The sequence below is a fragment of the Dysgonomonas sp. Marseille-P4677 genome (assembly GCF_016652235.1).
Taxonomy (GTDB): Bacteria; Bacteroidota; Bacteroidia; order Bacteroidales; family Dysgonomonadaceae; genus Dysgonomonas.
This window is the reverse complement of the sequence record NZ_JAEPKU010000217.1, coordinates 1-3,422: the sequence shown is the minus strand read 5'-3', so window position 1 is coordinate 3,422 and position 3,422 is coordinate 1. Positions and strand designations below refer to the sequence as shown.

Sequence of the window (3,422 nt, the reverse complement as noted above, 5' to 3'; positions counted from 1 at the left end):
TAATATTATTATCTTTCTTTATATTATTAGATTTTGTTTCCTTGCTGTTTCCTTGCTGTTTCCTTGCTGTTTCCTCTAGTGTTTCTACTTCGTTTTTTGGTTTATTATAAACGTCATAATTACAAACAGTTATAAGCGTTTGACCTGTTTCTTTTACCGTTTCCTTTTTTATCATTTTCTCTTTTTCAAGAAAATTTAAGAAATTGCCAACTTTCTTAGTAGACCAACCCCACGCTTCGGCATAAAAACGAAAAGAATTATATAACTGTCCTCTTTTTACAGATACGGTTATATTACCATCCAATACCTCAGAATCCTCAAAGCGTGTTTCTTTAATAACATAAAGCCATGCTTCTGCTTTAGAGAATACCCTCTTTTCTTTCCAGAGTTTATGCTCGAAAAAGTCACGATTTATAGGAATGAAGTTTGATAATTTTTCGTTCTTATCCATTTTGACTATGTTATGTCAATTAATTATACAGGGCATTTTAAATCGATTTGAGATGTTATAAATCATTAGACCACTAATTCACCTCTTCGCATACATTAAGCCTCTCGGAAAGCATTTTTACCCTCTTTTGGATACTCTTTATCTCCCTTCGTATTTCGTGCATTTCTAGGTTGTTTAAAACGCTTGCAGGCTTACCATAGAAGAACTCATACAGTATATTTACCGTTGTTAATGTCGGTAGGTTCTTACCACTTTTATACCTCGGAAGGCTTACTGCTGCTATACCTGTTTCCTTTGAAAGCCTGTAATGTGTAATATCTGTTTGATTCCACTTTTCAAGCACTTTTTGCATTAATTCTTTTCGTTGTTTTATCTTGCTCATAATTGTTTGATTGTTGTACTTTAGTTGACTAAATGTGTAAAAAAATTATTTAAGAAGCTCGGGGTTGTCGTGGATGTTACCGATTAACTCTAAATCTTTTAGAAAAATATCTCCACACAATGGGCAAATCCGAACTTCATGCATTGGCTCACCTATATTTCCTTCGTTGAAATAATGGATATATTCATAAGCTAGACCTAAATATTTCTGAGAATAAATGATTGTAGATTTGCTATATACAGGATGAATAACCTTATCCCCCTCGTATATCTCTTTGCCGTTCTTGTCGGTTAAACCTGTGAATTGCATCAATTCGAGTAATTCCAAGTTGTAAATATTATCACCTTTATAAAAAGTGTGCAATCTTGGTGATACGTTATATTCTCCATTGCATCCGTTGTTATCTACACTTACAGATTCTATTATTCCATTTGAATCGAAACCAATATTAACAACTGGAAGCATTCTTTTAGCGTTCTTTTGATACGCTCTAAACTTTATACTTCTCATACCTTATAATTATTGTACTTTAGTTACCATCACGGATAAAAAAAATACCCGTGATGATGATTTTGTAAAGATAAAAAATAAATTCCACATTACGTAAACATATATACTATATTTTTAAACAACGTTACGTTTTTAGTAAATATTTAATTATAGAAATATACTTCTTCTATCTTTGTTGCTTCTACCTTACCAAACTTATAATCAGCAATAGAGCCTTTCATGTGTTCGATAAGGTTCATTTGTGCTTCTGCGATGTCATTAGCTTGTACGAGTGTAGGATATTTTTCCTCTTTTACATTTCCAGACTTAGGATCTAATATCTCATAGATAAGCTGTATTCTGAAATACTTATCACCGCCGTTAAAAACAGTCTCTTTTAGCGGATAACGAGAAATTACAAGCATGATGTCACCGTCTTTTGAGAAAGGTATCATTTCTTCCATTGCCCTTTTTTCTACTTCGCCGTAAAGGATGCCATCTACTAGAAATTCACGAGTTGTTTTTGTTACTTTACCGTTTTCTTTTTCTGCGTTATAAGACGCTTTTACTTTAAAAAATGCCATGATTTGATTGTTTTGATTGTTATTTATAATCTGAATCTTTTGGATATTTTAAACCGTACCAATTATGTTTTGTCAACTTAAATAGATCGTTCCAAGAATATTTGTATATCCTCATATCACATTTCATAATCCAATATTTTGAAATATTTATAATTGCCTTTGTTCTGACAATTTGATATATTTCATATATTATTATTAAAAATACGATTGCTAAAAGAAATATTGAGATAGCAGTCATAATTGTTTTCATGGTTATTTAATAGGGATTAGTTTGTAGAAATTATGTTCATCAAGATTTGGATGTATTGTTTCGTCGTACACCTCTATATCAGTTTTAGAAACGATACTTACAAATGAGGAATCAGAGAGTACCTTATTATAGAATGCAATATTATCTATCATTGAATTTAACGAATGATTATTTCCTATTATACCTACTGTATCACCCGCTTTTAAATCTTCTCTCTTGCAAGGTTGTAGGTAACATTGGACTTTTTCGAGACAATTTCTTTTATGACTAACAATATAAACACCTTCTTCGCTGTCATAACCTAGAAACTGCCTATCATTATTAAATGCAATACACAAGTTATCACCGTATTTATTTTGCTGAACATCTGATACGGTTTTATATATCCCCACGCTCTCAGGCACTTTTATAAAGTCTTTAACCTCTAACGCTTCTGCATCCCAATATTTACCTTCTTTTGCTAGTGCGTCAAATAGTATTTGTTGTTCTGAGGGAGTGGCAAGACGAGCATTATTCTCAATGGTTCCGATATCGTATATATATAACCTATCTGTATTGATAAACAATCTAGCGATAAAAGAGTATTCATCTAAACCTTCTTTTTTATTAAAGATACCCACTAAGCGTCCACCAACAAAAGTTTCATAAAATATATCACCCTTCTTAAACTCCTGTTTCTTCTCTTTAGGTTCAATTATAACAAGCCTGTTTTCGTAATCTATCATGGCATTACAGCCCTCTGGAATTTCAATTTTCTGATTCATATTGTTATTTATTTTCGTTATACCATTTATCTACTACTTTTTGCATTTCGCCCATCATATCCTTGAATTTTTCCTTAATGTTTATATACTCTTCGTGTCTAGATTGAGGAAATTTTACAGTAAGATTAACACGTGAACCTTCTTGTGACCCCCAACCATGTAAATCAGTATATCCTTCCTTTTCCCATCCGTAAGATATTATAACATCTTCTATTTTATCAAGTGCTTTTTTAGATATATTACGAGAAACAAACCATTCTAATGGCTGTATTTGCCCTCTGTATGATTCACAAAAGAATTGTTCAGCTTCTTTTTTAATTCTGTATTTTTTCATCTTGTTATTTATTTTCAATTAATATTAAAAAGGTAAATCATCTTCACCCGCATTAAAATCTACTTTCGGTGCAGGAGTAGGATGTTGTTGAGTAGGTTGATTATCAATAGGTCTTGCAGCTAATCCAAGTGGCTCAATCTTCCATGATTTAACCTCTGTGTACCAATT

Annotated in this window: 5 protein-coding genes and 1 pseudogene; all 6 read right to left on the bottom strand. The window is 31.9% G+C overall.

Annotated features, from left to right (window positions below; translation table 11 throughout):
* Positions 1–451: pseudogene (locus tag JGH11_RS19405) on the bottom strand (hypothetical protein); the annotation flags it as partial.
* A gap of 73 nt (positions 452–524) precedes the next feature.
* A complete protein-coding gene (locus tag JGH11_RS19400) occupies positions 525–833 on the bottom strand; it encodes a hypothetical protein (protein WP_201114545.1) in 309 nt (102 codons plus the stop codon).
* Between the two features lie 45 nt (positions 834–878).
* Positions 879–1,343, bottom strand: a complete 465-nt coding sequence (locus JGH11_RS19395) for a YopX family protein (protein ID WP_201114543.1) — start codon at positions 1,341–1,343, stop codon at positions 879–881.
* 143 nt (positions 1,344–1,486) lie between these two features.
* Positions 1,487–1,906: a DUF4494 family protein gene (locus JGH11_RS19390; RefSeq protein WP_201114541.1), complete on the bottom strand. Its 420-nt coding sequence runs from the start codon at positions 1,904–1,906 to the stop codon at positions 1,487–1,489.
* A 252-nt stretch (positions 1,907–2,158) separates the two neighbouring features.
* Entirely contained in the window at positions 2,159–2,920 is a 762-nt protein-coding gene (locus JGH11_RS19385; RefSeq protein WP_201114540.1) for a hypothetical protein, read from the bottom strand.
* A 4-nt stretch (positions 2,921–2,924) separates the two neighbouring features.
* The gene (locus tag JGH11_RS19380) at positions 2,925–3,254 is read right to left on the bottom strand and encodes a hypothetical protein (RefSeq protein ID WP_201114539.1); all 330 of its coding nucleotides are present in this window, start codon (positions 3,252–3,254) and stop codon (positions 2,925–2,927) included.
* Positions 3,255–3,422 lie beyond the last annotated feature (168 nt).

Excerpts from the sequence above, each read along its gene's own strand:
- JGH11_RS19400 (WP_201114545.1), bottom strand. The coding sequence starts at position 833 with ATGAGCAAGATAAAACAACGAAAAGAATTAATGCAAAAAGTGCTTGAA.
- JGH11_RS19395 (WP_201114543.1), bottom strand. The coding sequence starts at position 1,343 with ATGAGAAGTATAAAGTTTAGAGCGTATCAAAAGAACGCTAAAAGAATG.
- JGH11_RS19390 (WP_201114541.1), bottom strand. The coding sequence starts at position 1,906 with ATGGCATTTTTTAAAGTAAAAGCGTCTTATAACGCAGAAAAAGAAAAC.
- JGH11_RS19385 (WP_201114540.1), bottom strand. The coding sequence starts at position 2,920 with ATGAATCAGAAAATTGAAATTCCAGAGGGCTGTAATGCCATGATAGAT.
- JGH11_RS19380 (WP_201114539.1), bottom strand. The coding sequence starts at position 3,254 with ATGAAAAAATACAGAATTAAAAAAGAAGCTGAACAATTCTTTTGTGAA.